Annotated in this window: 25 protein-coding genes; 15 read left to right on the plus strand and 10 right to left on the minus strand. The window is 71.8% G+C overall.

Annotated features, from left to right (window positions below; all coding sequences use genetic code 11):
• Window positions 1-39: 39 nt before the first annotated feature.
• From KQY30_RS29715 to KQY30_RS29735, 5 genes are all read right to left on the minus strand, one after another.
• Entirely contained in the window at window positions 40-816 is a 777-nt protein-coding gene (locus tag KQY30_RS29715; RefSeq protein WP_254407371.1) for an FAD:protein FMN transferase, read from the minus strand.
• Complete coding sequence (locus KQY30_RS29720) at window positions 816-1,337, minus strand: FMN-binding protein (protein ID WP_217309580.1); 522 nt, start codon at window positions 1,335-1,337, stop codon at window positions 816-818. The genes KQY30_RS29715 and KQY30_RS29720 overlap by 1 nt, the downstream gene beginning before the upstream one ends.
• A gap of 8 nt (window positions 1,338-1,345) precedes the next feature.
• A complete protein-coding gene (locus tag KQY30_RS29725; protein ID WP_254407711.1) occupies window positions 1,346-2,713 on the minus strand; it encodes a ferric reductase-like transmembrane domain-containing protein in 1,368 nt (455 codons plus the stop codon).
• A gap of 239 nt (window positions 2,714-2,952) precedes the next feature.
• On the minus strand, window positions 2,953-3,666 hold the full coding sequence (locus KQY30_RS29730; RefSeq protein ID WP_217309581.1) for a L,D-transpeptidase: 714 nt from the start codon (window positions 3,664-3,666) through the stop codon (window positions 2,953-2,955).
• Window positions 3,667-3,823: 157 nt separating this feature from the next.
• On the minus strand, window positions 3,824-4,405 hold the full coding sequence (locus tag KQY30_RS29735) for a pyridoxamine 5'-phosphate oxidase family protein (protein WP_217309583.1): 582 nt from the start codon (window positions 4,403-4,405) through the stop codon (window positions 3,824-3,826).
• Between the two features lie 83 nt (window positions 4,406-4,488).
• Between KQY30_RS29735 and KQY30_RS29740 the strand changes: the two genes are divergently transcribed.
• From KQY30_RS29740 to argH, 3 genes are all read left to right on the plus strand, one after another.
• Entirely contained in the window at window positions 4,489-4,890 is a 402-nt protein-coding gene (locus KQY30_RS29740) for a DUF488 domain-containing protein (RefSeq protein WP_217309585.1), read from the plus strand.
• 126 nt (window positions 4,891-5,016) lie between these two features.
• A complete protein-coding gene (locus tag KQY30_RS29745) occupies window positions 5,017-6,210 on the plus strand; it encodes an argininosuccinate synthase (protein WP_046506619.1) in 1,194 nt (397 codons plus the stop codon).
• 172 nt (window positions 6,211-6,382) lie between these two features.
• Complete coding sequence (argH, locus tag KQY30_RS29750) at window positions 6,383-7,819, plus strand: argininosuccinate lyase (protein WP_217309587.1); 1,437 nt, start codon at window positions 6,383-6,385, stop codon at window positions 7,817-7,819.
• A 21-nt stretch (window positions 7,820-7,840) separates the two neighbouring features.
• Here argH and KQY30_RS29755 read toward each other — a convergent pair whose 3' ends face one another.
• Both KQY30_RS29755 and KQY30_RS29760 read right to left on the minus strand, forming a co-directional pair.
• On the minus strand, window positions 7,841-8,356 hold the full coding sequence (locus KQY30_RS29755) for an HAD domain-containing protein (protein WP_217309589.1): 516 nt from the start codon (window positions 8,354-8,356) through the stop codon (window positions 7,841-7,843).
• A 73-nt stretch (window positions 8,357-8,429) separates the two neighbouring features.
• A complete protein-coding gene (locus KQY30_RS29760; RefSeq protein WP_232789107.1) occupies window positions 8,430-9,059 on the minus strand; it encodes a 1-acyl-sn-glycerol-3-phosphate acyltransferase in 630 nt (209 codons plus the stop codon).
• A 267-nt stretch (window positions 9,060-9,326) separates the two neighbouring features.
• Between KQY30_RS29760 and KQY30_RS29765 the strand changes: the two genes are divergently transcribed.
• The 3 genes from KQY30_RS29765 to KQY30_RS29775 all read left to right on the plus strand — a co-directional run bounded on the left by KQY30_RS29765 (window position 9,327) and on the right by KQY30_RS29775 (window position 11,643).
• Window positions 9,327-10,481 carry a glycerophosphodiester phosphodiesterase gene (locus tag KQY30_RS29765; RefSeq protein WP_217309590.1) on the plus strand — a complete coding sequence of 385 codons (1,155 nt, stop codon included), beginning with the start codon at window positions 9,327-9,329 and terminating at the stop codon, window positions 10,479-10,481.
• Window positions 10,482-10,591: 110 nt separating this feature from the next.
• The gene (locus tag KQY30_RS29770; protein WP_254407372.1) at window positions 10,592-11,101 is read left to right on the plus strand and encodes a sigma-70 family RNA polymerase sigma factor; all 510 of its coding nucleotides are present in this window, start codon (window positions 10,592-10,594) and stop codon (window positions 11,099-11,101) included.
• Between the two features lie 38 nt (window positions 11,102-11,139).
• Window positions 11,140-11,643: a GNAT family N-acetyltransferase gene (locus KQY30_RS29775; protein ID WP_217309593.1), complete on the plus strand. Its 504-nt coding sequence runs from the start codon at window positions 11,140-11,142 to the stop codon at window positions 11,641-11,643.
• A 28-nt stretch (window positions 11,644-11,671) separates the two neighbouring features.
• Here the strand turns inward: KQY30_RS29775 and KQY30_RS29780 are convergent, their stop codons facing one another.
• Window positions 11,672-12,004 (minus strand): hypothetical protein, encoded by a 333-nt coding sequence (locus KQY30_RS29780; RefSeq protein WP_254407712.1) that lies wholly within the window; start codon window positions 12,002-12,004, stop codon window positions 11,672-11,674.
• 125 nt (window positions 12,005-12,129) lie between these two features.
• Window positions 12,130-12,489, minus strand: a complete 360-nt coding sequence (locus KQY30_RS29785; protein WP_217309594.1) for a hypothetical protein — start codon at window positions 12,487-12,489, stop codon at window positions 12,130-12,132.
• A gap of 384 nt (window positions 12,490-12,873) precedes the next feature.
• Here KQY30_RS29785 and KQY30_RS29790 point away from each other — a divergent pair, with 384 nt between their 5' ends.
• From KQY30_RS29790 to KQY30_RS29830, 9 genes are all read left to right on the plus strand, one after another.
• The gene (locus KQY30_RS29790; RefSeq protein ID WP_217309596.1) at window positions 12,874-13,974 is read left to right on the plus strand and encodes a methionine ABC transporter ATP-binding protein; all 1,101 of its coding nucleotides are present in this window, start codon (window positions 12,874-12,876) and stop codon (window positions 13,972-13,974) included.
• The gene (locus tag KQY30_RS29795; RefSeq protein WP_217309597.1) at window positions 13,971-14,642 is read left to right on the plus strand and encodes a methionine ABC transporter permease; all 672 of its coding nucleotides are present in this window, start codon (window positions 13,971-13,973) and stop codon (window positions 14,640-14,642) included. Before KQY30_RS29790 ends, KQY30_RS29795 begins: the two co-directional genes overlap by 4 nt.
• An 86-nt stretch (window positions 14,643-14,728) precedes the next feature.
• On the plus strand, window positions 14,729-15,595 hold the full coding sequence (locus KQY30_RS29800; RefSeq protein ID WP_217309599.1) for a MetQ/NlpA family ABC transporter substrate-binding protein: 867 nt from the start codon (window positions 14,729-14,731) through the stop codon (window positions 15,593-15,595).
• 188 nt (window positions 15,596-15,783) lie between these two features.
• Window positions 15,784-16,422, plus strand: a complete 639-nt coding sequence (locus KQY30_RS29805; RefSeq protein ID WP_254407373.1) for a GNAT family N-acetyltransferase — start codon at window positions 15,784-15,786, stop codon at window positions 16,420-16,422.
• Window positions 16,423-16,648: 226 nt separating this feature from the next.
• Window positions 16,649-17,869, plus strand: coding sequence for a precorrin-6y C5,15-methyltransferase (decarboxylating) subunit CbiE (cbiE, locus tag KQY30_RS29810; protein ID WP_046506581.1), 1,221 nt, complete (start codon window positions 16,649-16,651; stop codon window positions 17,867-17,869).
• A 345-nt stretch (window positions 17,870-18,214) separates the two neighbouring features.
• Window positions 18,215-18,550: a hypothetical protein gene (locus KQY30_RS29815; RefSeq protein ID WP_217309602.1), complete on the plus strand. Its 336-nt coding sequence runs from the start codon at window positions 18,215-18,217 to the stop codon at window positions 18,548-18,550.
• A gap of 368 nt (window positions 18,551-18,918) precedes the next feature.
• Window positions 18,919-21,885, plus strand: coding sequence for a nicotinate-nucleotide--dimethylbenzimidazole phosphoribosyltransferase (gene cobT, locus KQY30_RS29820; protein WP_217311401.1), 2,967 nt, complete (start codon window positions 18,919-18,921; stop codon window positions 21,883-21,885).
• Between the two features lie 982 nt (window positions 21,886-22,867).
• Window positions 22,868-24,094: a uroporphyrinogen-III C-methyltransferase gene (gene cobA, locus KQY30_RS29825; RefSeq protein ID WP_217309603.1), complete on the plus strand. Its 1,227-nt coding sequence runs from the start codon at window positions 22,868-22,870 to the stop codon at window positions 24,092-24,094.
• An 80-nt stretch (window positions 24,095-24,174) separates the two neighbouring features.
• Window positions 24,175-24,993: an RNA methyltransferase gene (locus tag KQY30_RS29830; protein ID WP_217309605.1), complete on the plus strand. Its 819-nt coding sequence runs from the start codon at window positions 24,175-24,177 to the stop codon at window positions 24,991-24,993.
• A 68-nt stretch (window positions 24,994-25,061) separates the two neighbouring features.
• On the opposite strand, the gene KQY30_RS29835 is transcribed toward KQY30_RS29830, so the two are convergent.
• Window positions 25,062-26,321 carry a serine/threonine-protein kinase gene (locus tag KQY30_RS29835; protein ID WP_217311402.1) on the minus strand — a complete coding sequence of 420 codons (1,260 nt, stop codon included), beginning with the start codon at window positions 26,319-26,321 and terminating at the stop codon, window positions 25,062-25,064.
• Window positions 26,322-26,417 lie beyond the last annotated feature (96 nt).

Genomic DNA, 26,417 nt, shown 5'->3' on the forward strand with positions numbered 1-26,417 from the left:
GCCCGCGGGGTGGGCCGAGTCCGGCTTCAGGGTCCGGCCTCAGGCGGTCACCTCTGCCGTATGACGGTGGAAACCAGTCGTCATCCACCGCTCGCCGGTGGCGGTGACCGCGAAGGCCTCGGTGCCGGGCAAGGCCTCCAGCCAGGCGCGGCCCCGGGCGGCGCCCATGGCGTACGCGGCTGTCGCCCGGACGTCGGCCGAGGTCAGACCCTGGGGGGTGACCACGGTGAGCGAGGCGAGGGCGTCGGCCGGAGGTTCGCCCGTACGGGGATCCAGGATGTGGCAGCCGCGTTCGGCCGGGCCCGAGGTGGCCACGCCCAGGGGTCCGTCGGCCTCGACCACCGTGGCCAGCTCACCGGGGCGGAGCGGGTCCGTGATGCCCACCCGCCAGGGCCCGCCCAGCAGTTGGACATCCCCGCCGCCGTTCAGACAGACGGCACCGGCACCGGACGCGGCGAGCATCCGTACCGCCTGCTCCACCGCCCAGCCCTTCACCAGGCCCGTCGGGTCCAGACCGCCCGCGTACCGTACGGTGAACCAGCCCCCGCTCTCCCGCTCCGCCTCCGCGCACAGCTCCAGCACCTCGCGGACCTTGGGCGCGCAGTCGGCCAGGGCCAGTTCGCCCCGGCCCAGCCGTGCGATCTCGCTCTCGGGGCGGAAGGTCGAGAAGACCTCGTCGACCCGGTGCAGCCAGGACACGGCCGCCCGCAGGGCGGCCCGGGCCGCGGGCTCGTTCCGTACCCCTCGGACGTCGAACGAGAAGACCGTGCCCATCGACTCCTCGGCGTGGTGCAGCCGCCCGTCCATGTCCGGCATCAGACCCCGGCCTTGTCGAGGGCGCTCTGGAGGGAGTTCCGGTAGCCCTCGCTGGTGTAGCTGGCTCCGGAGACGGTGTCGATCCGCGCGTTCTGCGCGGTGACGGCGGACTGGTTCAACCGGGGGACCGCGTTCGCGGTGACCGACTGGCTCTGGGCGTCGCTGTCCGGGGCCTTGACCGCGTCGGCCGCGGTGATCCGGCCGCCACTGAGGGTGATCCGTACCTGCACGGGTCCGTACTGGGTATCGACGGCATCACCGACCACGGTCCGCGCGCCCGCGCCCGCGCCCCCGTCCCCGCCCTCGGCCGGGGTCCCCGCCGCATCGGAGCCAGAGGCACGACCCGGCGCCGGGGCCGAGGCCGGGGCGGACGCGGCGGGAGGCACTCCCGTACCTCCCCGGGCCGTGGCGCCCGCCACCGACGAGCCGCCCGGCTGCTTCAGCGCGAGCAGCAGCACCACCCCTGTCGCCGTCGCCGCGACCCCGACCATGATCCGCCGGAACGGATGTCTTCTCTTCATCGGCTGCCTCACATTTCGAACGACTCATGATGGATACGACGGGTCGGCACGCCCGCCTCGCGCAGTGCTTCGTACGACTGGCGCGCCAGTCCGGCGGGCCCGCACAGAAAGACATCGTGCTCGTCGATGTCCGGCAGCAGCTCCCGCAACCGCTGCGGGGTGATCTCCGGCCGTACCCCGTCAGGACCGTTGACCGCGTACAGCAGTCTCGCCCCGCGCGCCGACGCGATCGCCCGCAGCTCCTTCCAGAGCGCCAGATCCTCGGTCTTGCTCGCCCGGTAGAGCAGGGTCAGATCACCGGGCCCGCCGGGCAGCGTCTCGAACAGCGCCCGCATCGGGGTGATCCCCGCGCCGCCCGCGATCATCAGCACCTTCTCCCGGCTGCGCCGCGCCGCCGTCATCGCCCCGTACGGGCCCTCGGCCCAGACCCGGGTGCCCGGCTCAAGACCGGCCAGGGCCTCACTGTGCTCGCCGTTCGCCTTCACGGTGATCCGCAGCAGATCCGGCCGCGGCGGGGCCGACAGGGAGTACGGATTGGAGCTCCAGCGCAGCCCGTCGGTCAGGAACCGCCAGCGGAAGAACTGGCCGGGCTGCGCACCGAGCCGGTGCAGCCGCTGCCCGGTGATCAGTACCGAGACCACCCCGGGTGCCTCGGGGACCACCCGCTCGACCCGCATCCGGTGGCGCCGGTTGAGCCGGACCGGAGCCAGCACCCGGTACCAGAGGAGCAGGGCGCCGGCCGTGCCGTACAGCGCGTACCACGCGGTACGGGCCGTCGCGTTGCCCACGAACTCGGCGCCGGTGGCGAGTTGATGCCAGAAGCTCAGATAGACCGCGGCATAGGTCAGGAGATGGAGGTAGTACCAGGTCTCGTACCGCATCCGGCGCCGCACCGCGCCCGCCGAGACAAAGCCGATCACCAGGAGCAGTACGGTCCCGGCGGTCGCCTCCCACATCCGGGGGAAGGTGGTCACCATCGTGACGGCCTGCGCCACCGGTCCGGAATCGGCCCTGGCCGCGTATCCCGCGACGGTCAGCGGGACATGGGCGATCACCAGACCGACCCCGTACCTCCCGCCCGTCGCGTGCCAGCGTGTCACCCGGTCGGATCCCACCCGCCGCTCCAGCGCTGGGACCCGTGCCATCAGCAGCACGACGACCGCGATCGTGTAGCCGCCCAGCAGCCCGGTGAGCCGGCCCGCGCCGAGCAGCCACTCGGTCAGATCGACATGGACGACCGGGGTGTTCTGCCACCACAGGGCCGCCACGGCCGCCGTGCCCGCCCACCACAGCACCAGCAGCGGCAGCGCGCCCGACCGGCGCGGGCGTATCGCCCGCATCGTCTGCCGTCTGGCGGCCCGCCCGTTGTGCAACATCGTCACAGGAGTGCTCCTCACCTTCCTCCGTGACCGCCGATACGGAAATGAGCGACGGCAGGTTCAACGAAGTGGCATGAGGAAACGATGAGTTCGGCCCGACCGCTGTTCCGGAGGCCTCGGCGGACCGGACCGGCGGGTGCTCGAAGGACCGGCGATGCGGTGGCTCAGCCGCTCAGCGGCTCGGTGGCTCAGCGGCTCAGTGGCTCAGCGGGTCAGTGGCTCGGTGGCTTTGTGGCTCAGCCGGTCACCGCGGTGATGGCCGTCCGTCCCGACGGCGTGCCGATCGCGATGTGCGGCGCCCGGCGCGGATCCGCCCAGGCCAGGATGCGGCCCATCGCCCGGCGCGGCACGGACACGCAACCCTCGGTCGCGCCCTTCCCGTTGACATGGAGGAAGATCCCGGCGCCGCGGCCGCGCACCGGCCGGTCGTAGTTGTAGCCGATGACCAGGCCGTGGCCGTACTGCGTCCGGTAGTCGGCCAGCCGCTCGGAACGGCCCGCACGGCAGTCCCTGGGCAGGCCCTCCACCCAGCGGTTGTACGAGCGCGACGCCGTGTCCTGGCACCACCAGGAGGCAGGCGTGATCCTGCGGTAGCCGGTCCTCGTCCCCGCGGGCGCCGGAGCGGTCCCGAACGCGTACGGCAGGTCGTACACGCCCGTCGGAGTCGTCGAGGTGCCCTGGGTGCGTCTGCCGCCGTCGACGAGTCCGCCCGATCCGAAGCGCGCGGCGGCGGATCCCACCTTCACCCACCGCCCGCCGCGCCGGTCCCACCAGGTCACCCGGCCCCTGGTCGCTCCGGTGCGGGGGGCCTGGGCGGTGATGAGCTGGCTGCCGCCGCCGGTGTCCGCCATCTGTTCGGGAAGCGGGACACCGGCGGCGGAGGCCGGGGCGGCGGGTGCGGCGGTGACGGCGGTGAGCAGGGCGGCGGCGAGCAGCAGAACGGGGCGCATGCTCCGGACCGTATGCCGGGCGGCCGGGCACGGCCTCCCGGGCTTACTCCGTCCGGCCGCCTCCCACCCGCCGTATCCCGTGTCCGTCCCGTGTCGGTCCGTACCCGGTCGGTACGCGCGGGCCCGTACCGTACTCAGTCCGCGCGCACTATCACCCTCAGTCCGTACGCGCGGGCAGTGGCAGCGGCAGCGCCGGCAGCCCGTCCAGGCTCACTCCGACATGGTCCTTCTTCTCGCAGTACGCGGCGAACTCCTCGTCCGTCTTGCGGCCGAAGTGCTCGGCGTGCTGGGTCCGCTCCTCCCGGTAGTCCATGAAGGGCACCGCGAACCCGCAGGCGTCCCCGATGCGCAGCGCGTGGATCACGATGATCGCGCGGGCGGACGGCCCGTCCGTGTCCTTGAAGTACCGGATGTACTCGGCCCAGCGCGGATCGTCACGGAAAATTGGCTCGCCGCGGCCGTGCACCCGCAGCACCTTGGGCGGTCCGGCGAACGCGCACCACATCAGCGTGATGCGCCCGTTCTCCCGGAGATGGGCGATGGTCTCGGCGCCGCTCCCGCCGAAGTCGAGATAGGCCAGCGTCATCTCGTCGATCACGACGAGAGTCCCGGCCCGCCCCTTGGGCGAGAGATTGACATGCCCGTCGTCCGCGAGGGGCGCGGTGGCGGTGAAGAAGACGGGCTGTTCCTCGATGAAGGTGCGTATCCGGCCGTCGATCCGTTCGTAGAGCTTTCCCATGACTCCGCATTATCCGCGCCCGGCCGCGGGCGGCGAAGGGGTTTCGGGTCGTGGGACGGCCGCGCCGGACCGACGATGGAGCCATGGCGAGGACAACGAGGAAGACGGCGGCGAGACAGCGGCACGAGATACGGGTCCGCCGCGTGTACGAGGCACCGGAGCAGGGGGACGGCACCCGGGTCCTGGTCGACCGGCTCTGGCCGCGCGGGCTGGCGAAGGAGGCCGCGGCGGTCGACGAGTGGCTCAAGGAAGCCGCGCCCTCGGGGGAGCTGCGCGCGTGGTGCGGGCACGATCCCGGCCGGTTCGAGGAGTTCGCCGGACGGTACGGGCAGGAGCTGGCGGCACCGGATCACACGGAGGCGCTCGCCCGGCTGCGCGAGCTGGCCGCCGGCAACACCGTCACCCTGCTCACGGCCACCAAGGACCTGCGCTACTCGCACGCACCGCTGCTGGCGGCGGAGGTGCGCGGGGAGGGGCACCGCTGAGTCCGCCGGGAGCGCAGCAGTGGGGCCAGGGGACCGAGTCCGGGGCCCCGGGGGACCGCGTTGACAAAACCATACGGTGCATCGCATAGTTATACCCATCAGTGAATGCACCGTAAGGAGATACCCGTGACCGAGCGCGTCGTACTCGCCTACTCGGGCGGCCTGGACACCTCCGTCGCCATCGGATGGATCGCCGAGGAGACGGGCGCCGAGGTCATCGCCGTCGCCGTGGACGTCGGCCAGGGCGGCGAGGACCTGGACGTGATCCGCAAGCGCGCGCTCGCCTGCGGTGCCGTCGAGGCCGAGGTCGCGGACGCCAAGGACGAGTTCGCCGAGGAGTACTGCCTCCCGGCGGTCAAGGCCAACGCCCTCTACATGGACCGCTACCCGCTGGTCTCCGCCCTCTCCCGCCCGACGATCGTCAAGCACCTCGTCGCCGCGGCCAAGAAGCACGGCGCCGGCACCGTCGCCCACGGCTGCACCGGCAAGGGCAATGACCAGGTGCGGTTCGAGGCCGGTATCTCCGCGCTCGGCCCCGATCTGAAGTGCATCGCCCCGGTCCGTGACTACGCGATGACCCGGGACAAGGCGATCGCCTTCTGCGAGGAGAAGGACCTCCCGATCGCGACCACCAAGAAGTCGCCGTACTCCATCGACCAGAACGTCTTCGGGCGGGCCGTCGAGACAGGCTTCCTGGAGGACATCTGGAACGCGCCGATCGAGGACATCTACGAGTACACCCAGAACCCGGCCGTGCCCCGCGAGGCGGACGAGGTCACCATCTCCTTCGCCCAGGGCGTCCCGGTCGCCATCGACGGCAAGCCCGTCACCGTCCTCCAGGCGATCCAGCAGCTCAACGAGCGGGCCGGAGCCCAGGGCATCGGCCGGATCGACATCGTCGAGGACCGGCTCGTGGGCATCAAGTCCCGTGAGGTGTACGAGGCTCCCGGCGCGATCGCGCTGATCACCGCCCACCAGGAGCTGGAGAACGTCACCGTCGAGCGCGAGCTGGCCCGCTACAAGCGGCAGGTCGAGCAGCGCTGGGGCGAGCTGGTCTACGACGGCCTGTGGTTCTCGCCGCTCAAGCGCGCCCTCGACGGCTTTATCAACGAGGCGAACGAGCATGTCACCGGCGACATCCGGATGACCCTGCACGGCGGCCGGGCCGTTGTCACCGGACGCCGGTCGGAGGAGTCGCTCTACGACTTCAACCTCGCCACCTACGACTCCGGCGACACCTTCGACCAGTCCAAGGCCCAGGGCTTCATCGAGATCTTCGGTCTCTCCTCGAAGATCGCCTCCAAGCGCGACCTCGCCTGAGCCGGAGCCCCCGCGCTCTCCGGCCCGGAACAGGCGCCGGCAGGCGCACAGCAGCCGGTCCGCCTCCCCGTTCCTCCGAAGCGGGGAGGCGGTTTTCTTTACGATCCTCGCCTTTCCGTCCTCTCTCCGATCCGTCCCCTCTCCTTTCCGACCCATCAAGGAGCAAGCAGCAGTGAGCAGCAACAACGGTGACGTCCGGCTCTGGGGCGGCCGGTTCGCCGACGGCCCCGCCGAGGCCCTGGCCAAGCTCTCCGCGTCGGTCCACTTCGACTGGCGGCTCGCGCCCTACGACATCGCCGGGTCCCGCGCCCACGCCCGCGTCCTGCACAAGGCCGGACTGCTCACCGCCGACGAGCTGACCCGGATGCTGGCCGGGCTCGACCGGCTCGAAGCGGATGTCGCCGACGGCTCGTTCACCGGCACCGTCGCCGACGAGGACGTCCACACCGCCCTGGAGCGCGGGCTGCTGGAGCGCCTCGGCCCCGACCTCGGCGGCAAGCTGCGCGCCGGACGGTCCCGCAACGACCAGGTGGCGACCCTCTTCCGGATGTACCTCCGCGACCACGCCCGGATCATCGGCGGGCTGCTCGCCGAGCTCCAGGACGCGCTGGTCGGGCTGGCGGAGGCGCATCCTCGGGTCGCGATGCCGGGCCGTACGCACCTCCAGCACGCCCAGCCCGTCCTCTTCGCCCACCATGTGCTGGCGCACACGCAGGCGCTTTCCCGGGACGCGGAGCGGTTGCGGCAGTGGGACAAGCGCACGGCGGTCTCCCCGTACGGTTCCGGCGCCCTGGCCGGGTCGTCGCTCGGGCTGGACCCGGAGGCGGTCGCCGCCGATCTCGGCTTCGAGCGCGGTTCGTCCGGCAACTCCATCGACGGCACGGCCTCACGCGACTTCGCTGCCGAGTTCGCCTTCATCACCGCGATGATCGGCGTCAATCTCTCTAGGATCGCCGAGGAGATCATCCTGTGGAACACGAAGGAGTTCTCCTTCGTGACGCTCCACGACGCCTTCTCCACCGGCTCGTCGATCATGCCGCAGAAGAAGAACCCGGACATCGCGGAGCTGGCGCGCGGCAAGTCGGGCCGGCTGATCGGCAATCTCACCGGGCTGCTCGCCACCCTGAAGGCCCTGCCGCTCGCCTACAACCGCGATCTCCAGGAGGACAAGGAGCCGGTCTTTGACTCCTGCGACCAGTTGGAGGTCCTGCTGCCCGCGTTCACCGGGATGATGGCGACGCTGACCGTCAACCGGGAGCGTATGGAGGAGCTGGCCCCGGCCGGCTTCTCGCTCGCCACGGACATCGCCGAGTGGCTGGTACGGCAGGGAGTGCCGTTCCGGGTGGCGCACGAGGTCGCGGGTGAGTGCGTCAAGGAGTGCGAGGCGCTGGGCATCGAACTGGACGGGCTGACGGACGAGCAGTTCGCCAAGATCTCCCCGCACCTCACGCCCGACGTCCGGTCGGTGCTCAATGTGCAGGGCGCGCTGGCGTCCCGTGACGGCAGGGGCGGTACGGCGCCTTCGGCGGTGGCCGTCCAGCTCTCCGAGGTCAAGGCCGATCTGGTGATACAGCACGCCTGGGCGGACGCGAGGACCGCCAAGCACTAGGCACAGGTGGACATACGGCGGCTACAGCGCCGCCGCCCACTCCTCAAGTGTGTCGAAGTCCGGCCGGGTCAGTCCGGTGCGGGGATCGACATGGAGCAACAGGGCGGCGGCGAGGTGCTGTTGGTCCACCCAGTCCCGGTCGTACGAGGTGATCTCGTCGTCGACCCACGCGAACGGCCGTCCCTTCGCGTACTCCAGGACGTACTGCGTCTTCCACAGGGTCCCGCGAGGGGCCCAGCCATGTGTTTCCGGCCATGCGATGTACGGCAGCTCGGGCAGCCCCAGGACCGGGCCTATCCACTCGTTGGCGTCGTCCTCCCAGGTGGTCGCCCACACCAGCTCGTACAGCCCGCCGAGTGCCCGCAGCTCCGTGCCGTGGTCCGGGTTGAGGAGCACCGGCAGTGCGTCCGGCCGCGTGCGCGTCCAGAGCGACGGCCGCATCAGATGCCTGACATAGCCGTACGGCGCCTCGGGGGCGGCCAGCGCCCCGTACGGATTGAGCGGACCGTCCACATCGATCATCAGCAGCGGCTTCATACGGATGGTCCTTCCCGGTGCCGCGCTGCCAACCCGTCCGAGCCCCGGGCGGGTTGGCAGCGCGGCGGCGCGGTCAGGCGGCCTTCGCCTTCGTGGCGTACATGTCCACGTACTCCTGGCCCGACAGCTCCATGACCTCTGCCATCACCGAGTCCGTCACGGCCCGCAGCACATAACGGTCCCGGTCCATGCCCTCGTAGCGGGAGAACTCCATCGGCTTGCCGAAGCGCACGGTCACCTTGCCGGTGCGCGGCATGCCCGTACCGTTCGGCTGGAGCTTGTCCGTACCGATCATGGCGAACGGCACCACCGGCGCGCCCGTCATCAGCGTCAGCCGCGCGATGCCCGTACGACCGCGGTAGAGGCGGCCGTCGGGGGAGCGGGTGCCCTCCGGGTAGATACCGAAGATCCTGCCCTGCTCCAGCACCCGGCGGCCCGTCATCAGCGCCGCGACCCCGCCGCGCCCGCCGTCCCGGTCCACCGGGATCATGCCCACACCGGTGAAGAACCAGGCCATCGCCCGGCCCTTGAGCCCCTTGCCCGTGACGTACTCGTCCTTGCCGATGAAGAAGACCTGGCGGTCGCAGACCAGCGGCAGGATCATCGAGTCGATGAAGGTGAGATGGTTGCCGGCGAGGATCACCGGCCCGCTCCCCGGAATGTTCTCGGCGCCCTCCACACGGGTGCGGAACATCAGGCGCATGATCGGTCCGAGCGCTGCCTTGATGAGCGCGAAGCGGGACAACGGGTCCTCCGGAGTCGGGGAACGGCGAGGGACGGAGAGTGAACATCTCCGCAGGTGAGCACGTTACTCGCGGCTCCTGGGGTTCGCACATCGGGTTCACTGGCTGGATACGCGCTGTTGACATGTGTTTGCGCCACGTTCGTCCGAGGTCTCCCCCGTGGCAGACACCGCCGCCTACGCTCGGGCTCGCTTGACAGGTGCAAAACATCACATCAAGGAGCGTTCATGACACAGGGTGCGCGGAACACGCCCGGCCGGCGGACCGTACTGGGAGCGGCGGTGCTCGGCTCGGCCGCCGCCATGGCACTGCCCGCCACGGCACAGGCCACCGAGCGTGGCCGGGGCGGTCACGGCCCCTCCCGTCCGGAGCTGCCGACCCTCACGATCGTCGGCCACCGCGGGGCCAGCGGCTACCGTCCCGAGCACACCCTCGGCTCGTACCAGCACGCCCTGGACCTCGGCGCGCATGTGATCGAGCAGGACCTGGTGCCCACCAAGGACGGCCACCTGGTCTGCCGCCACGAGAACGACATCACCGGCACCACCGATGTCGCGGACCACCCGGAGTTCGCGAGCCGCAAGACCACCAAGTCGGTCGACGGCGTCAGCATCACGGGCTGGTTCACCGAGGACTTCACGCTCGCCGAGCTGAAGACCCTGCGCGCCACCGAGCGCATCCCGGGCACGCGCCAGCACAGCACCCTCTACAACGGCCGCTGGGAGATCCCCACCTTCGAAGAGGTGCTGCGCTGGGCGGACGAGCAGGGCCGCCGCCTCGGCCGCCGGGTCTGGCTCTACACGGAGACCAAGCACCCCACCTACTTCCGGGGTATCGGCCTGGGCCTGGAGGAGCGCCTCGCGAAGCTGCTCCGCCGCTACGGCCGCGACCGCAGGGACTCCGCGATCTTCCTCCAGTCCTTCGAGCCGACCAGCATCCAGCGGCTGGCCAAGCTGGTCGACTCGCCCGGTGTCGTGCTGCTCTCCGGCGCCGGCACTCGCCCGTGGGACTTCCAGGCGACCGGCGACCCGCGCACGACCGACGACCTGATCAAGCCCGCGGGCCTGAAGTGGATCGCGTCCTACGCGCAGGGCATCGGCCCGACGCTCGACCTGATCATCCCGAAGGACGCCTCGGGCAAGCTCACCACGCCCACCACGCTGGTACGGGACGCCCACGCGCAGGGCCTGATCCTCCACCCGTACACGATGCGCAACGAGAACTCCTTCCTGCCGGCCGACTTCCGCCGGGGCACGGACCCGAACGCGTACGGTGACGCCTTCGGCGCCTTCCGGACGTACTTCGCCACGGGCATCGACGGCATCTTCACCGACAACCCGGACACGGGTCTGCTGGCGCGGGCGGACTTCCTCGGCCGCTGACGCGGCTGACAGCGCTGACGGGAGTTTCCCCGGTCGGGTGACCGCCCGGCCGGGGAGCAACCGCCCTCCGTCGCGCCGGCGTCCCGGGGGACATGACGCATACAACGCATATGCCGCTCCTCCGCGCGCTGGGGCCGCTTGTGAGCGCCGAGGCGGCGGCCGAGGTGCCGGAGACCGGTGTCGAGGCGCGCGATCTCGAACAGGACATCTGGGTACGGCTGTTGGAGCGGCTCGGCGCCGAGGGCCCGCCGGCCGATCCCGGGCGGTGGGTACGGAACGCCGTACGGGACGAGGCGCGCCGCGCCCGCGGTGCCGCCGCCGGCCGGCACCCGTACCGTGAAGAGCCCGCCGCCGGGCCCGAGTCCGACCCGGAGCGGGCCGCGCTGCACAACCACCGGAGGCTGCTGCTCCGCGCGGCGGTCCCCCGTACCCCCGGTCGCTGCCCCCGGCTGCTGGCCGCGCTGCTCTCTCCCGCCGACCCCACCTACCGCGAAATCGCGGGCGAGTTGGGTATGTCACAGGGCAGCTTGGGCCCTTTGCGGGCGAAATGCGTGGAATGCCTGCGCAGATTACTGGCGGCGGAGGTTGTTGCTCCTGAACCGCGGGGAAAGGAGCGGTAGACAACCGGCGGGATCAGGTGAGCGGGAGGCATGCACACATGGGCATGAGCGTGACCATGGCAGCGGCGAGCGCGCAGGACGCGGAACACATCCTGAAGCTGCAGTACCTGTGCTACCAGCAAGAGGCCGAGCTGTACGGCGACTACACCATCGAGCCCCTCACCCAGACGCTCGACGACCTCAAGGCCGAGATCGGCCGCGGGCACTGCCTGGTGGCACGCCTCGGTGACGAAGTGGTCGCTTCCGTACGGGGAAGTGTCGACGCGGCCGGCACCGCCCGGATCGCCAAGCTGATCGTCCACCCCCGGCTGCGCCACCACGGTCTCGGCGGCCGGCTGCTGGACGCCATAGAGGCGCACTTCGCGGCCGAGTCGGCGGCCAAGCGCTTCCAGCTCTTCACCGGCCACCGCAGCGAGGGCAATCTCCGGCTCTACCGCAGCCGTGGTTACGCGGCCGTGTCGGCGGAGGAGATAGGCCCGCGGCTGAAGCTGGTCACCTTGGAGAAGCCGGCCGGTCTGGGCGCGTACGCGGCCAGCGCCTGACGCGGAGGGGAAGGCCCGGACCGGACGGTCAGCGCCGGGCCTTCCGCAGCCACAGGATCCCGGTGACCGGCAGCAGCACCGGGATGAAGAGATACCCCATGCCGTAGTCCGACCAGACCGTGGCGTCCGGGAAGGCCGAGGGGTCGGCCAGCGTCCAGGTCCCGACGGTCAGCACCCCCACGAGCTCGGCGGCGCAGCACACCAGGGCCGCCTTCCGCGCCGTCTCCCCGCCGCGTACGAGCGTGTAGGTGATGAACGCGTAGACCAGGGCCGCCACGGCGGAGAGCGCGTACGCCAGCGGCGCGTGCTCGAACTCCGTCGCGATCTGGTACGCCGACCGGGAGACCGCGCCGACCGACATCACGCCGTACAGCCAGACCAGCAGCAGACCGGGGCCGCGGACGAGCCGGCCCGTACGGCCGCTGTCGTCTCCGGCCTCCCCGCCCGTCGGCTCCGTCTTCGTACCGGTGGCGGTCTCGTCCATCGTCAGCCTCCCCAGATGTCGTGCAGCCGTACTTCCAGCACGGCCAGGACGACCGCGCCCGCGGCCACCGTCGTCGAACCCCAGCGGGTCCGCTCGGCCAGTGACAGAAAACCGGCCATCGGCACCGCGAGCAGCGCGCCGATCAGATACGAGACAAAGATCACCGAACCCTGGTCGGGCTTCTCGCCGCGCGCGAGCTGAGTGATCCCGACCACCAACTGGACCAGCGCCAGCGCGGACACCACCGCCATGCCGATGAAGTGCCAGTCCTTGGTGGGCTGGTCGCGCAGGGCGGCGAAACCGCACCAGGCGGCCAGGGCGAGCGCGGCCACGGAGACCGCGACCGTCAGGGCGACAAGCATGGGCCCGAGCGTATTACGGCGCAAAAGGCACCCTGTCCCCGGCCCCGCGCCCACCGGCACCGAAGTGAGACAGGATTGTCCGATATGCGGACAGGTCGCTGGGAGTCTCTTGATGTCTGCTTTACTTGCGGCATGACCACGACGAGCTACCGCGCCCCCGCGACCGAGGCGACCCTGACGCCCGGTGCTCGTTGTCTGTGTCGAATGTGCGCCCACTGAGGGCCCCTGCCTGAGCCTCGCGCCCGGTATCGGCGTCGCACTGCCGCGCCGTACCGCATCCGTACGCCATGAAGCCATCGAGCGTCGGCACCCGCACGTCTGAATGACGATCGCCCCGTGCCCGGCCACCACTGCGCCGTGCACTCGACAGTGATGGATACCCCTGTGATCACTACTACGGGTCTGACCAAGATCTATCGGTCAGCCGCGTCACGAGGCCGCGACATCACCGCGCTCGACAGCGTGGACCTGCACGTCCGTGAGGGCGAGGTCTTCGGCGTCGTCGGACAGAGCGGCGCGGGCAAGTCGTCGCTCATCCGCTGCGTCAACCTCCTGGAACGCCCCACCGCGGGCCGGGTGACCGTAGCCGGCCAGGACCTCACCGCGCTCGCCGGACGCGGAAGGCGGGCCGGCAAGGAGCTGCGGCGGGCCCGCAGTTCGATCGGCATGGTCTTCCAGCACTTCAACCTGCTGTCCTCACGCACCGTCCAGGACAATGTCGGACTGCCCCTGGAGATCCTCGGTGTCTCCGGCCGGGACCGCGCCCGCCGCGCCCTGGAACTGCTCGATCTGGTCGGGCTCGCCGACAAGGCCTCGTCGTACCCCGCCCAGCTCTCCGGTGGTCAGAAGCAGCGGGTCGGTATCGCCCGGGCGCTGGCCGGCGACCCCGAGGTGCTGCTGTCCGACGAGGCGACCAGCGCACTCGACCCCGAGACCACCCGCTCGATCCTCCAGCTCCTCCGCGATCTCAACCGGCAGCTCGGGCTGACCGTTCTGCTGATCACACACGAGATGGAGGTCGTCAAGACGATCTGCGACTCGGCCGCGCTGATGGAGAAGGGAAGGATCGTCGAGTCGGGCACGGTCGGCGGACTCCTCGCCACCCCCGGCTCGCAGCTCGCGCGGGAACTGTTCCCGGTGGGCGGCGCCCCGTCCGGCCCCGGCCGCACGGTCATCGATGTCACGTTCCACGGCGAGGCCGCGACCCGCCCGGTGATCTCCCAGCTCTCCCGCACGTACAACATCGACATCACCATCCTGGGCGCGGCGATGGACACCGTCGGCGGGCGGCAGATCGGCCGGATGCGGATCGAACTGCCCGGCGGTTACGAGGAGAACGTCGTCCCGGTCGGATTCCTCCGGGAACAGGGCCTCCAGGCCGAAGTCGTGGACGACCCGCCGGAGAACGAACCCGCCCGGAAGCCCGTGGCGAACGAGTCCGCCGAGGGCGGGACGCCCGCGCTGGTGAAGGAAGATGCCAAGTGACCTGGTCCGAGATGCAGCCCCTGCTGGCCCAGGGGACCATCGACACCCTCTACATGGTGCTGTGGTCCACGCTCGTCACCGTCCTCGGCGGACTGCCCCTCGGCATTCTGCTGGTCCTCACCGACAGGGGCGGGCTGCTGCAGAACGCCCCGGTGAACAAGGCGGTCGGGGTGATCGTGAACATCGGCCGCTCGCTGCCGTTCATCATCCTGCTGATCGCGCTGATCCCGTTCACCACCTTTGTCGTCGGCACCTTCATCGGTCCCACCGCGATGATCGTCCCGCTCGCGGTCGGCGCCATCCCCTTCTTCGCGCGCCTCGTCGAGACCGCGATCCGGGAGGTCGACCACGGTCTGGTCGAGGCGGTCCAGGCGATGGGCGGTTCCGTACCGACCATCGTCCGCAAGGTGCTGCTGCCGCAGGCCCTGCCCTCCCTGGTCGCCGGAGTGACCACCACCGTCATCGCGCTCATCGGCTACTCGGCCATGGCCGGGGCCGTGGGCGGCGAGGGGCTGGGCTCCAAGGCCGTCACCTATGGATTCCAGCGCTTCGAGAACGGCTTCATGCTCGCCACGGTCGTGGTCCTGATCGTGATCGTCACGGCGGTCCAGCTCCTCGGCGACGGCGCGGTGCGCCTGCTGGCACGCCGTGGCCGCAGCACCTCCTGAGCCCCGCGCCCCTGATTTTCTCCCCTCACAGCCCGCACTCCTTGTCCGGGCTCCGTCACCCGCATCAGTGGAAAGAGGCACTCTTCGTGCGTACCACCGTCAGATTCAGCGCGGCCGTCGCCGCGACCGCCGCCCTCGCCCTGACCCTCAGCGCCTGCGGCACCTCCTCCGACCCCGGCTCCTCGGACAAGGCAGGATCGGGCGCCTCGGCCGACGCGTCCGCACCCCTGCTCGTCGCCGCGTCCCCGACACCGCACGCCGACATCCTGAACTTCGTCAAGGACAATCTCGCGGCGAAGGCGGGACTCAAGCTGGAGGTCAAGGAGTTCACCGACTACGTCCTGCCGAACACCGCGACCCAGAGCGGCGAGGTCGACGCCAACTTCTTCCAGCACAAGCCGTATCTCGACGACTTCAACAAGAAGAACGGCACCGACATCGTGCCCGTCGTCAATGTCGAGCTGGAACCGCTCGGTCTCTACTCCAAGAAGATCGACGATCTCAAGGGCATCAAGTCCGGCCAGAGCATCGCCATTCCGAATGACACCACCAATGAGGGCCGCGCGCTCAAGCTGCTCGCCGACAACGGTGTGATCACTCTCCAGGACGGCGCCGGAATCGACGCCAATCTCTCCGACATCAAGGACGCGAAGGGCATCGCATTCAAGGAGCTGGAGGCCGCCACACTGCCCCGCGCCCTCAATGATGTCGACGCCGCCGTGATCAACGGCAACTACGCCCTTGAGGCCGAGCTGAAGCCCGCTCAGGACTCGCTCGCCCTGGAGAAGTCCGAGGGCAACCCCTACGCCAACTTCCTCGCCGTCAAGCGCGGCAACGAGAAGGACCCGCGGGTGCGGAAGCTCGCGACACTCCTCAACTCGCCCGAGGTCAAGAAGTACATCGAGGACACCTTCGACGGCTCCATCGTGGCCTCCTTCGGCGCGGTCCAGTAGGCAACGGGTGGTCAGTGTGCCGCCCAAGTGGCCGGAGCAGTAACGTTCTTGTCTCCGCGTCCGCCGGTGCGGGCCCCGCGTACGTCTCCGTACCCGGGGCCCGCGCATTCCTGGCGACCCGGCCATGCGCATCCCCATCCGATGCTGCATGCTGTGCATTTACGACGGACTGAGGCATGGAGCTGCGCATGACCACCACGTTTCCGGACGTTTCCATCAGCACGGAGCGGTTGGTGCTGCGTTCCTTCGAGCGGGCGGACATCCCGGCGCACATCGAAATGATGAACGACGAGCTGGTCACGGCATGGACGCCCGTACCCCATCCGTATACGCGCGAGGACGCCGTACGGTGGGTCGACAGGATCGCCCCCGCGGAACGTCTCGCAGGCCATGGAATCGCCTTCGCCGTCACCGAGTTCCTCACTCAGCGGCTCGTCGGGATCGTGCGGCTGCGCAGAACCAACTGGCACGCGCTCTCCACCGAGATGGCCTATGTGACCGCCCCCTGGGCACGCGGTGAGGGATACGCCACGGAATCGGCGCTGGCGGTCGCGCAGTGGCTCTTCCGTGACCAGAAGTTCGAGCGGATCGAAGTACGGACGGCCGCCGACAACACCGCCTCCCAGCAAGTCGCGCAGAAGATCGGCTGCATCAGCGAGGGCGTTCTGCGCCACGCGTGGATAGCGCGTACGCAGACCGAGGACGGCGGCTGGACGGATATCCGTACCGACCTGATCGTCTGGAGTCTGCTGCCCGAGGATCTCGAAGGCGTGGCCGAGCAGATGGCAGAAGCGAGCGGCTACGCGTCCTTCACCGACTGGAACTGACGACCGACTGGAACTGACAACCGTCCTCCGTACGCGCCGCACCCGGCGCGCGGGCCCGGACCGGCGGCCGGCCGTACCCCCACCGCCCGGCGGCCTCCACGCCTGGTCAGGTAGTCTCGCCGTGCTCCTCTGTGCCCTGCCGCTTCCCTGTGCTCCGCCACCGCTCGACCACACCTGACCACGGGCGGCACAGGCGACCACGACGACCTCCGGGAGACTGACGACGATGGCCGACCGCGTCACGGTGATCGGCTGGGACGGCTCGCCCCTCACCGCTGCTGCCAGGTCCGCCCTCTCGGCCGCCACACTGGTGGCCGGGGCCGCCCACCATCTCGCGCTTCCCGAGGTGCCGCCCGACGCCGAGCGCATCCGGCTCGGCTCGATAGACCTGGCGGCCCGCCGGATCGCCGGGCACCGCGGCAGCGCCGTGGTCCTCGCCGACGGGGACCCGGGCTTCTTCGGTGTCGTAAGGACACTCCGCGCCCCCGAACACGGCCTGGAGGTCGAGGTCGTCCCCGCGGTCTCCGCCGTGGCCGGGGCCTTCGCGCGGGCCGGAATGGCCTGGGACGACGCCCAGGTGGTCGTCGCCCAGCGCCGTACGCTCCGCCGCGCCGTCAATGTCTGCCGGGCGCACACCAAGGTCGCCGTCCTCACCTCCCCGGGCGCCGGGCCCGCCGAACTCGCCCTGCTCCTCGAAGGGGTCCACCGCACCTTCGTCATCTGCGAGGAACTGGGCACCGAGCGGGAACAGGTCAGCGTCCTCACCTCCGACAAGGCCGCCGACCATGTCTGGCGCGACCCCAATGTGGTGATCGTCATCGGCGGCGTCGGCACCGCGGTCGCCCCCACCGGCGGCTGGATCGCCGGCCGCGACCCCGGCTACCCGCCGGCCGAACGCGGCTGGGCGCTGCCCACCGCGGAGTACGGCATCGACCTCGACGAGGGCGAGTCGACCTGGCTGCGCGCCGCCCAACTGGCCAGACTCGGCGCCCGGACCGGCGATCTGATCTGGGACATCGGCTCCGGCAGCGGAGCACTCGCCGCCGAGGCGGCCCGCTTCGGCGCGGCCGTGATCGCCGTCGACGACGAGCCCGGCGCCTGCGCCAGCACCGCGGCGGCGGCCCGCCGCGCGGGAGTTCAGATGCAGGTCGTCCAGGGCCGGGCGCCCCAGGTCCTGGAGCGGCTGCCCGAACCCGATGTCGTACGGATCGGCGGCGGCGGTATCGACGTGGTCGTCGCCTGCGCCGACCGCAGGCCCGAGCGCATCGTCACCCACGCGGCGACCCGGGACGAGGCCGAGGCCGTCGGAAGGGCCCTGGCGGAGGGCGGATACGAGGTGGAGTGCGCGCTGCTCCAGTCCGTCGACCTCGACACCGGAGCGTGGTCGGAGCGGGAGCGCTCGGTCGTTTTCCTGGTCTCCGGGCAGCGTCCGGAGACCGGCCCCTGACCCTGTTCGGGCGCCGCGCGCGGTAGGCTGGCCGATCGTTGTACCGCAGCCGGGCGTTCGTCGGTTCGTTCGTCAATGTCCGGAAAAGGGGCCCGTTTTGGGCCCCGATGTGGTACGGCGAAACCGGGGGGACGCGCGACGTGGCGCAGTCCACAACGGGCCGTGGCAGGCCTTCTGCCATGGTGGCGAAAGGACCGCGCGAAGCCGGGAGACTCCAGGCCGGACGCGGGCCGTTCGTGCCGCGCGGCGCCCACGCTCGTTGTGCTTGACGGGCGCCGGAAGCGCCGCGGATCGGGCGCCCCGGGTGAAGGCTGAAGGAGCAGAACCAATGGGCGAGGGGTACGCATGACTGACACCGGCCGGGTCCTGGGCGAGGGACTGCCGGAGGACGCGGGCATGGTGGAGCAGCCGGGCGTCCACGCTCCCGGCGCGTACACCTACCTGGGCCCCTCCGAGTCCGTCACCGAGGACGAGGACCTGCTGCTGATGCCGAGCGCGCAGGGGGGGTGGGGGGACCCCCAGGTGGTACCGGCGGAGGCGCCCGCGGTCTACGCGGCGCCGGACGGGTACGCCATGCCCGCGCCCGGGGGTACGGCTTCCCGGTGCCCGAGACGTATGGCGCACCGGAGGGGTACGGGGCGGCGGAGCAGGTGCTGGTGCAGCAGCAGGCGCCGCCCATAGAACAGCAGGGGGCGGTAGGCGCCCCGTTGGCCCAGGCCCAGGTGCCGGTGCCGGTGCCGGGTCCGGGTCTTGGCCCGGAGCAGGTGCCGGTGCACGCCGGTGCCCAGGTTCAGGCTCAGCAGGTTCAGGCGCAGGTGCCGGTTCAGCAGGTCCCGGTGACGGATCCGCGGGTCCAGGTCCAGGTCCAAGTTCCGACCGAGCCGCAGCAGGCGTTCGCATCGCAGCAGTCGCAGCAGTCGCAGCAGTCGCAGCAGTCGCATCAGGAGTTCCAGGCGCAGGCCGAGGCCGAGTTCATGGCGCGGGAGCCGCAGGGCCCGGTCGCGGTGGCCGGGTCCGGTGCCGGGGGCGACGGCTCGGGCGAGTTCGCGATGCCGGTCCAGGTCCAGGAGGCGCCCGCCGGGCCGCCCGCGGAGGCGGAAGCGGTGGCGGCGCAGGGCCCGGAGCAGAACGCGCCGGAGCACCAGGAGTCATCGGAAGCGCCGAACGTCCCGGAGCAGGCGGCGCCCCAGGGCCCCGCGCAGGGCTCCCTCGGCCGTGGCCAGAAGCTTCACCAGCCGGGTGCGCACGAGACCGGTGGCCGCGACTCCGGTTCGGTGGACCTCAGCGGCGTACGGGTTCCGCCGCCCGTGTCGACCGCGCCCCCGGTATCGCCCCAGGCCCCGCCGCGCCGTCCGCTGCACATGGGTCCGCCCGTGCCGGACCCGACGGGCGGCGTGGTGCGCTCGCTCGCCGACCGCGGCCCCGCGGGGACCCCGACCCAGTCCGTCCGCGTACGGGCCCAGACGCAGGGGCCGCCCACCACGGGCCCGGAGTATCTGGACATCCCGCGCGAGGAACCGGAACCGGCCGTCCTGCCGGGGCCGCAGCTCAGCGAGATTCCGCCGCAGGCCGGGGTGCCGTGGACCTCGGAACCTCAGGTGACACCGGAACCGCACGCAGAAACGGTCGTCCCGGAACCGGCCCCGGAGCCGGAATCCGCGGTCCAGGCCGAGTCCGCGGTCCAGACCGAATCCATGGCCCAGGCCGAGCCCATGGTCGAGATCGAGTCGGTCCAGGCCGGGCCCATGGTCCAGGCAGAGCCCGCGCCCCAGGCCGAGACCGCACCCCGGGTTGAGGCCGTCCCGGAGCCGGGGCCCGTGGCGGAGGCGGAGCCGGCCGCGGAGGCGCAGACCGTACCGGAGCAGGAGCCCGTAGCCGTACCCGTATCTGTACCGGACGCGCAGCCTGCCGAGGCCGTCGCCGTGGTGCCCGAGCCCGAGCCCCGGCCGGAACCGGTGCCGACGGCGGCGGTGGTGGCGGCGGCGGTGGTGGTGGAACCGCCCGCGGCCGACGAGCCGGCGGCCGCGGCCGAGAGCGCGCCCGAGCCGGTGGCCGGGCCGGTACCGGAGCCGCGGCCCGAGCCGGTGCAGGAGGCGATTCCCGTACCGGCGCAGGCGGTTGAGCCCGTCCCGGAAGCCGTGCCCGTACCGGATTCCGAGTTGGTGCCCGCCCCCGCTGCCCCCGTCCCCGTACAAGTCCCCGTCACCGAGGCCGAGTTCCAGTCCGGGGCCGAGGCCGTCCCTGAGCCCGCCCCCGAGCCCGAGGCCGTCGTTCCGCAGGGCCCGCCCGCCGCCTCCGGCTTCGACGACGCCGAGCGCGAGGCCGTGCTCCGGGTGATGCGCGAGCGGCGGGACATCCGCAACGGCTTCCGCTCCGACCCCATCCCGCACGAGGTCCTGCTCCGCGTCCTGGAAGCCGCGCACACCGCGCCCAGCGTGGGCCACTCGCAGCCCTGGGACTTCGTCGTCATCCGCTCCGCCGAGACCCGCCGGTCCATGCACGAACTGGCGCAGCGCCAGCGCGAGGCGTACGCCAAGTCGCTGCCCAAGGGCCGGGCGAAACAGTTCAAGGAACTGAAGATCGAGGCCATCCTCGAAACCCCGGTGAACATCGTCGTCACCGCGGACCCCACGCGCGGCGGCCGGCACACGCTCGGCCGGCACACCCAGCCGCAGATGGCCCCGTACTCCTCGGCGCTCGCCGTCGAGAACCTCTGGCTCGCCGCCAGGGCCGAGGGGCTCGGGGTCGGCTGGGTCAGCTTCTTCGACGAGCGCGAGATGGTCCGGGCGCTGGGGCTGCCCGAGCATCTCGAAGTCGTGTCGTATCTGTGCGTCGGGTACGTCGACGAGTTCCCCGAGGAGCCCGAGCTGATGCGGGCGGGGTGGTCGAAGCGCAGGCCGCTGTCGTGGGTCGTCCACGAGGAGACGTACGGCCGCAGGGCGCTGCCCGGCGAGGAGCCGCACGATCTGCTCCAGGAGACCATCGCCGGTATCCGCCCGCTGGACGCGAAGGCGCTCGGCGAGGCATGGGAGCGGCAGAAGCGGATGACGAAGCCGGCGGGCGCGCTGGGCATGCTGGAGATCATCTCGGCGCAGCTCAGCGGGTTGTCGCGACTGTGTCCTCCGCCGATTCCGGAGCCGGCGGCTGTGGCGATCTTCGCGGGCGACCACGGGGTGCACGCGCAGGGTGTGACGCCATGGCCCCAGGAGGTCACCGGCCAGATGGTGGCCAACTTCCTGGGCGGGGGCGCGGTGTGCAACGCGTTCGCGACGCAGGTGGGCGCGGAGGTGTGCGTCATCGACGTCGGTGTGGCGGGCGAACTCCCCGCGACACCGGGCCTGTTGCCGCGCAAGGTCCGGGCCGGTACGGCGGACTTCACGACCGGGCCCGCGCTGAGCCGCGAAGAGGTCCTGGCGGCGATCGAGGTCGGTATCGAGACGGCGCGCGATCTGGTGGCGGCGGGCAACAAGGCGCTGCTCACCGGTGAGATGGGCATCGCCAACACGACCGTGTCCGCCGCGTTGATCTCCGTCTACACCGGCCAGGACGCCTCGGAGGTCACCGGGCGGGGTACGGGCATCAACGACGAGACGCATGCCCGTAAGATCGATGTCGTCCGCCGCGGCCTGGACCTCCACCAGCCGGACCCGGCCGACCCGGTCGGTGTCCTCGCGGCGGTCGGCGGCCTGGAACACGCGGCCCTGGTCGGCTTCCTGCTCGGCGGCGCGTCCCTGCGTACGCCGGTGATCCTGGACGGCGTCAGCGCGGGCGCGGCGGCGCTGGTGGCCCGCGCGATCGCCCCCGAGGCCCTGGCCGCCTGCATCGCCGGCCACCGCAGCGCCGAACCGGGCCATGTGGCAGCCCTCAACAAGCTCGGCCTCCGCCCGCTGGTCGACCTGGACCTCCGCCTGGGCGAGGGCACGGGAGCGCTGCTGGCGCTGCCGGTGGTGCAGAGTGCGGCGCGGGTGATGCATGAGGTGGCGACGTTCGACTCGGCGGGAGTGACGGAGAAGTAGCCTCCAGGGGGCCGCGGGGGCCGAATCCGGGGGCGGGCCCCGGGCCCCGGAAGCGTCGGCTCGGGCGCGCCCGGGGGTTTGTTCCCCACCCCGCCCCTACCCGATCCGCGGGGCAAGCCCCGGACCCCAAAGGAAACGCGGGGGCTACCGCCCCCACACCCCCAAGGCGCCGGCTGCGCGGCGCGCACACTTGCCGCCCTGAGGGCGCGCGGAACTGTCGCCTGCCGGGCGCCCCGGCCCGGGAAGCCGCCGCACGCGTACCGCAGCCCGGTCGGCTCTCCGCGCCGCGCGCCCGCGTCGTGGCACAGCCCCTCGCATGTCGCGTGCCGCGTGTTCCGTGCCCGTACCACGCACGTCCGTGTCCGCTCGTGCCGCGCCCTGCCGTAGCCCACCGCCCGCTTCCCGCGCCGCTCAGGGCCCCGCCCCGTCGTTTCCGTGCCGCGTGTTCCGTTCCGTAACACGTCCGTGTCCGCTTCCCCCGCCCCGCCGTACCGCAGCCCGGTCGGCTTCCTGCGCCGCGTGTTCCGTGCCGTACCACGCGCGTCCGTGTCTGCTTCCCGTGCCGCGCCCTACGGCAGTTGGCCGTGCGCTTGCCGCACCGCTCGGGGCCTCGCCCCGCCTTTTCCGCGCCGGGTGCCCGCGCCGTGGCACGCGCGTCCGTATCCGCTTCCCGTGGCGCCCCCTACGGCAGTTGGCCGCCCGCTTCCCGCACCGCCCAGGGCCCCGCCCCGCCACTCCCGCGCCGCGGAGCCGGCGCCTTTCGGGTGTGGGGGCGGTAGCCCCTGCGGCTTTTCGGGGGCCGGGGCTTGCCCCGGAATTGGGTAGGGGCGGGGAGGGGACAAGCCCCGCAGGGCCCCCGCAGGCGCCGCGATCGTGACCCCCGCCGCGCCTCCCCGTAAGGTGGGCGACGGGATCACACCCCGCCCCACCAGCCGCTTCACCGCCGCAGCGGCCCCACCCCGCCCTAGGAGTCCGCACCGCCATGGCCCAGCACGCCGAGCACCCCGCCTACCCCGTCGGACTCCGCCTGTCCGGGCGGCGCGTCGTTGTCGTCGGCGGCGGGCAGGTCGCGCAGCGCAGGCTGCCCGCGCTCATCGCGGCCGGCGCCGACATCGTGCTGGTGTCGCCCTCCGCGAAGGCGTCCGTCGAGGCCATGGCGGAAGCCGGCGAGATCCGCTGGGAGCGCCGCCGGTACGAAGAGGGCGACCTCACCGACGCCTGGTACGCCCTCATCGCCTCCAGCGACCCCGTCGCCAACCGCACCGCCTCCGCCGAGGCCGAACGCAACCGCGTCTGGTGCGTACGGAGCGACGACGCCGAGGCCGCCACCGCCTGGACCCCCGCCACCGGCCGCAGCGAGGGCGTCACCGTCGCCGTACTGACCGGCCGCGACCCCCGCCGCTCCGCCGCCCTGCGGGACGCCATCGTCGAGGGCCTGCGCGACGGCACCCTCGCCGCGCCCCACCACCGCACCCGTACCCCCGGCGTCGCCCTCGTCGGCGGCGGTCCCGGCGACCCCGACCTGATCACCGTGCGCGGCCGCAGGCTCCTCGCCGAGGCGGATGTCGTCATCGCCGACCGCCTCGGCCCGCGCGGCCTGCTCGACGAACTCCCGCCGCATGTCGAGGTGGTGGACGCCGCGAAGATCCCGTACGGCCGCGCCATGGCCCAGCAGGCCATCAACGACGCGCTGATAGAGCACGCCAAGGCCGGCAGGGCCGTGGTCCGCCTCAAGGGCGGCGACCCGTTCGTCTTCGGCCGCGGCATGGAGGAGGTCCACGCGCTCGCCGAGGCCGGAATCCCGTGCACCGTCGTGCCCGGTATCTCAAGCTCCATCAGCGTGCCCGCCGCCGCCGGGATCCCCGTCACCCACCGGGGAGTCGCCCATGAGTTCACCGTGGTCAGCGGACATGTCGCGCCGGACGACGACCGCTCGCTGGTCGACTGGGCCGCGCTCGCCCGTCTCCATGGCACGCTCGTCCTGCTGATGGCCGTCGACAAGATCGGTCCCATCGCCGAGGCGCTCGTCGCGCACGGCAAGGCCCCGGAGACGCCCGTCGCGCTGATCCAGGAGGGCACCACGGCGGCTCAGCGGCGGGTCGACGCCACGCTTGCGACCGTGGCGGAGACGGTACGGACCGAAGAGGTACGGCCGCCCGCCGTGATCGTCATCGGCGATGTGGTCGCCCTCGGTGACGGCCGGCACTGAACCGTCCCGGCCTCCGGACGCCCCCTGACGCCCCCAGACGTTCCGACCCACCACCCACCGGACAAGGCAGTCATCACCCCGTGGCCCACCTCATCACCATCGACGACCCCGACGATCCCCGCCTGCACGACTACACCGACCTCACCGACGTCGAACTGCGGCGCAGGCGCGAGCCCGCCGAAGGGCTGTTCATCGCCGAGGGCGAGAAGGTCATCCGCCGCTCCCGCGACGCCGGTTACGAGATGCGGTCGATGCTGCTGTCGGCGAAGTGGGTCGACACCATGCGGGACGTCATCGACGGGACTCCGGCCCCGGTGTACGAGGTGAGCCCCGCCCTCGCCGAACGCGTCACCGGCTATCACGTCCACCGCGGCGCCCTCGCCTCCATGCGCCGCAAGCCGCTTCCGGCGGTCGCCGAGGTGCTCCGTACGGCCCGCCGCGTCGCCGTCATGGAGGCGGTCAACGACCACACCAACATCGGCGCGATCTTCCGCAGCGCCGCCGCCCTCGGCATGGACGCCGTCCTGCTCTCCCCGGACTGCGCCGACCCGCTCTACCGCCGCTCGGTGAAGGTCTCGATGGGCGCGGTGTTCTCCGTACCGTACGCACGGCTCGACGGCTGGCCGCGCGCGCTGGACACCGTACGGGAAGCGGGGTTCAGGCTGCTGGCGCTCACCCCCGACGAGCGGGCCTCCACCATTGACGAGGCCGCGCCGCACCGGCTGGAGCGGGTCGCGCTGATGCTGGGGGCCGAGGGCGAGGGCCTCTCCGCGCGGGCCCTGCGGGCCGCAGACGAGTGGGTCCGTATCCCCATGGCACACGGGGTGGACTCGCTGAATGTCGGCGCCGCGGCGGCGGTCGCCTTCTACGCGGTCACAGCGGGCCGACCGGAGATCTGAGACCGGAGATCTGAGACCGGAAGGGGCCCAGGGGGCAGAGGGGGCCGAGGAGGCCGTACGCCGGCGGGTCAGAGCTGCTGGGCCGCCGCGATCCCCAGCGCCACCACGAGCGTCACCACGACGAAGACGATCAGCCGCTGCCGCAGCAGCCGCGGATTGGCGGGCCGCCGCCCGCCCGAGGTCGTCCGCGGCCCGGTGGGCCGGCCCCCGCCCGTACGCCCGGTCCCGCTGCCGCGCGACTGCGACGGGCGCGAACCACCCGTACGGGAACCGCCGGTACGCGACGACGCCCCCGAGTTGGGTGCCTTCGGGGCCCTCGGGCGGGACCCGGACGAGCCGACGGGGCCGGAGGAGCCGCCCGTACCGCTCGGAGTGCGGTTCTGGGGGCCGCGCTCGACCACGATGCGCTCGCGCTCCGTGTACCGCTCGGTCAGCCGCCCCGTCGGCAGTTCCTGCGTCTCGCGCACCCGCTGCGCGGGCGGCCGGCCCGCCGAGAGACCCTGGGCCTCCCTCGCCGCGATCTCCTTGAGCCGCATGGACAGTTGGAGCGTACTGGGGCGCTCGTCCGGGTCCTTGGCGAGACAGGCGCGCAGCAGCGGCGCGAGGGCGTCCGGCACCCCGTGCAGATGCGCCTCCTCATGGACCACCCGGTAGAGCATGACCTCCGAACTGCCGTGTCCGAAGGGCGAGTCGGCGGTCGCGGCGTACGCGAGTGTCGCCCCCAGCGAGAACACATCGGTCGCCGGGGTCACCGCCGCGCCCCGCACCTGCTCCGGTGCGAGGAACCCGGGCGACCCGACCGCCGTGCCCACATGCGTCAGCGTGCTCGCGCCGGTCGCCCAGGCGATGCCGAAGTCGATGATGCGGGGGCCCTTGGGGGACAGCAGGATGTTCGACGGCTTGAGATCGCGGTGGACGACACCGGCCTCGTGCACGGCCACCAGGCCCTCGGAGAGCGCGGCGCCCACGGAGGCGACCTCGGCGGCCGGCAGCGGGCCGTCCTCGGCGACCTTGTCGTGCAGCGAGGGGCCCGGTACGTACTGGGTGGCGAACCAGGGCCGGTCCGCGTCGAGATCCGCGGCCACCAGCCGTGCCGTGCAGCCGCCGCGGATCCGCCGCGCGGCGGACACCTCGCGCGCGAACCGCGACCGGAACTCCTGGTCCTCCGCCAGATCCGGGCGGATCACCTTCAGCGCGACGCGCTGCCCGCGCCGGTCGGACCCCAGATAGACGACCCCCATACCGCCGGCGCCAAGCCGCCGGTGGAGCCGGAACGAACCGACGACACGCGGGTCCTCGCGCCGGAGCCGCATCATCGCCATGTCCATCCCCGCTGCCCGGTCGTCCGTGTGACGTGGCACAGCTTACGTACCCGCGCCCCGGCGCGCTCATAGGCCGCGCCCTCGCGGACCGACCGATTGTCA

Source organism: Streptomyces sp. GMY02 (genome assembly GCF_019056675.1).
GTDB classification, from domain to species: domain Bacteria; phylum Actinomycetota; class Actinomycetes; order Streptomycetales; family Streptomycetaceae; genus Streptomyces; species Streptomyces odonnellii.

Bases quoted from the DNA above. Each gene is read 5' to 3' on its own strand.
- KQY30_RS29725 (WP_254407711.1), bottom strand. From the start codon at position 2,713: ATGTTGCACAACGGGCGGGCCGCCAGACGGCAGACGATGCGGGCGATA.
- KQY30_RS29775 (WP_217309593.1), top strand. From the start codon at position 11,140: ATGGGCATGAGCGTGACCATGGCAGCGGCGAGCGCGCAGGACGCGGAA.
- cbiE (WP_046506581.1), top strand. From the start codon at position 16,649: ATGGCCGACCGCGTCACGGTGATCGGCTGGGACGGCTCGCCCCTCACC.
- KQY30_RS29805 (WP_254407373.1), top strand. From the start codon at position 15,784: ATGACCACCACGTTTCCGGACGTTTCCATCAGCACGGAGCGGTTGGTG.
- KQY30_RS29740 (WP_217309585.1), top strand. From the start codon at position 4,489: ATGGCGAGGACAACGAGGAAGACGGCGGCGAGACAGCGGCACGAGATA.
- KQY30_RS29715 (WP_254407371.1), bottom strand. From the start codon at position 816: ATGCCGGACATGGACGGGCGGCTGCACCACGCCGAGGAGTCGATGGGC.
- KQY30_RS29755 (WP_217309589.1), bottom strand. From the start codon at position 8,356: ATGAAGCCGCTGCTGATGATCGATGTGGACGGTCCGCTCAATCCGTAC.
- KQY30_RS29720 (WP_217309580.1), bottom strand. From the start codon at position 1,337: ATGAAGAGAAGACATCCGTTCCGGCGGATCATGGTCGGGGTCGCGGCG.
- KQY30_RS29770 (WP_254407372.1), top strand. From the start codon at position 10,592: ATGCCGCTCCTCCGCGCGCTGGGGCCGCTTGTGAGCGCCGAGGCGGCG.
- cobT (WP_217311401.1), top strand. From the start codon at position 18,919: ATGCCGGTCCAGGTCCAGGAGGCGCCCGCCGGGCCGCCCGCGGAGGCG.
- KQY30_RS29835 (WP_217311402.1), bottom strand. From the start codon at position 26,321: ATGGACATGGCGATGATGCGGCTCCGGCGCGAGGACCCGCGTGTCGTC.
- cobA (WP_217309603.1), top strand. From the start codon at position 22,868: ATGGCCCAGCACGCCGAGCACCCCGCCTACCCCGTCGGACTCCGCCTG.
- KQY30_RS29735 (WP_217309583.1), bottom strand. From the start codon at position 4,405: ATGGGAAAGCTCTACGAACGGATCGACGGCCGGATACGCACCTTCATC.
- KQY30_RS29785 (WP_217309594.1), bottom strand. From the start codon at position 12,489: ATGCTTGTCGCCCTGACGGTCGCGGTCTCCGTGGCCGCGCTCGCCCTG.
- KQY30_RS29780 (WP_254407712.1), bottom strand. From the start codon at position 12,004: ATGTCGGTCGGCGCGGTCTCCCGGTCGGCGTACCAGATCGCGACGGAG.
- KQY30_RS29815 (WP_217309602.1), top strand. From the start codon at position 18,215: ATGACTGACACCGGCCGGGTCCTGGGCGAGGGACTGCCGGAGGACGCG.
- KQY30_RS29765 (WP_217309590.1), top strand. From the start codon at position 9,327: ATGACACAGGGTGCGCGGAACACGCCCGGCCGGCGGACCGTACTGGGA.
- KQY30_RS29760 (WP_232789107.1), bottom strand. From the start codon at position 9,059: ATGCGCCTGATGTTCCGCACCCGTGTGGAGGGCGCCGAGAACATTCCG.
- KQY30_RS29730 (WP_217309581.1), bottom strand. From the start codon at position 3,666: ATGCGCCCCGTTCTGCTGCTCGCCGCCGCCCTGCTCACCGCCGTCACC.